General features: G+C 54.6%; 2 protein-coding genes. Both read right to left on the bottom strand.

Translation table 11 applies throughout. The annotated features are described in order from the left end of the window. The coding region (locus ACTQ3V_RS15560; protein ID WP_441468287.1) for an IS3 family transposase at positions 1 to 746 on the bottom strand (746 nt) is incomplete at its 3' end. A 59-nt stretch (positions 747 to 805) separates the two neighbouring features. Continuing rightward, the gene (locus ACTQ3V_RS15555) at positions 806 to 1078 is read right to left on the bottom strand and encodes a transposase (protein ID WP_412270935.1); all 273 of its coding nucleotides are present in this window, start codon (positions 1076 to 1078) and stop codon (positions 806 to 808) included. Positions 1079 to 1158 lie beyond the last annotated feature (80 nt).

Below are 1158 nucleotides of genomic sequence, written 5' to 3'. Positions count from 1 at the left end.
CGGTTGTAGTAGATAAAAATATAGCGAAAAATGATCGTTTTGACTTGTTCTCTCGGCAGCTTGTACGCCGCGATCTGATAGATCTTCTCTTTCTTGAGCGTGGCGAAAAAGCTCTCCATCCGTGCGTTGTCGAAGCAATGTCCGGTTCCGCTGAGGCTCTGTACCATGCCGTGGCGAGACAGCTCCGCGCGAAAAGCCGCGCTGGTGTATTGACTCCCGCGGTCTGAGTGGAACACCGCTCCCTTTAGGTTCGGATAGATCCGCCCCAGCTGCCGCACCGTGTCAATGCACAGCTCCTTCTTCATATTGTCCCGCATCTCGAGCGCGACGATCTCGCCGTTGAAGCAGTCCATGATCGGAGATACATACAGCTTGCCGTCCGCGCACTGTACCTCGGTAATATCCGTGAGGAATTTTTCCAAAGGGCGCCGGGCGTTGAAGTCCCGCTTTAAAAGGTTTTCCTGCTCCTGCGCTTCTGTCGTGGTCTTCGTGATACCGTGCGGAACGCGTTTTTTATGGAGCCAGCCATTCTCTTTCATCACGCGGTACACCGTTCTCCGGCTGACGTTGACGCCGTCCTGCTCAAGCGCGAGGCATACGCGATCCACGCCGTAGTTGCGATTATCCGGATGCTCCGCAAGAATTGCATCGATCTTGACCGCAAGAAGCTGACGCCTGTTCCGCTTTTCCCTGTTTCTCAGCCAGCGGTAATAGCCGGATTCGCTCAGGCACAGGACACGGCACATCTCCTTTGCCGTGTAGACGCCCTTGCGTTCGACTACGAACAGGTGCCGCTCACACGCTTTTACTTCTTGCGGTCTTTTGCGAAAAAACCGAGTGCATCCTTGAGAATGTCGTTCGCGGTGCGAAGCTCGGCATTCTCCCGTTCAAGTTCGCGGATGCGAATTATCTGCTCCTCCGCGCTCAGCGGCTTCGCGGGCGGTGTATTCCGGCGTATGCTGCGCCAGTCCGCCAGCGTGAAGTATGCGATGCCGAGCTGCTGCGCGGCTTTCTTTACGCCGATCTCATCCGACAGCTTCAGTGCTTCTTCCTTAAATTCTTTGCTGTAACGTTTCATTGCGATCCCCTCCGTCTCTGTTCGTTCAGTTTAACAGATTTTTGGGGAATTTGCGACTGCACTTACAGGGTACTACTCCA

The sequence above is a fragment of the Candidatus Agathobaculum pullicola genome (assembly GCF_052117205.1).
Taxonomy (GTDB): domain Bacteria; phylum Bacillota; class Clostridia; order Oscillospirales; family Butyricicoccaceae; genus Agathobaculum; species Agathobaculum pullicola.
Note: the sequence above shows the minus strand (reverse complement) of the source record. Positions and strands in the feature narration are given on the sequence as shown.

What these genes read in the sequence shown, in the direction of transcription:
- ACTQ3V_RS15555 (WP_412270935.1), bottom strand. Translation starts at nt 1,078, where the DNA reads ATGAAACGTTACAGCAAAGAATTTAAGGAAGAAGCACTGAAGCTGTCG.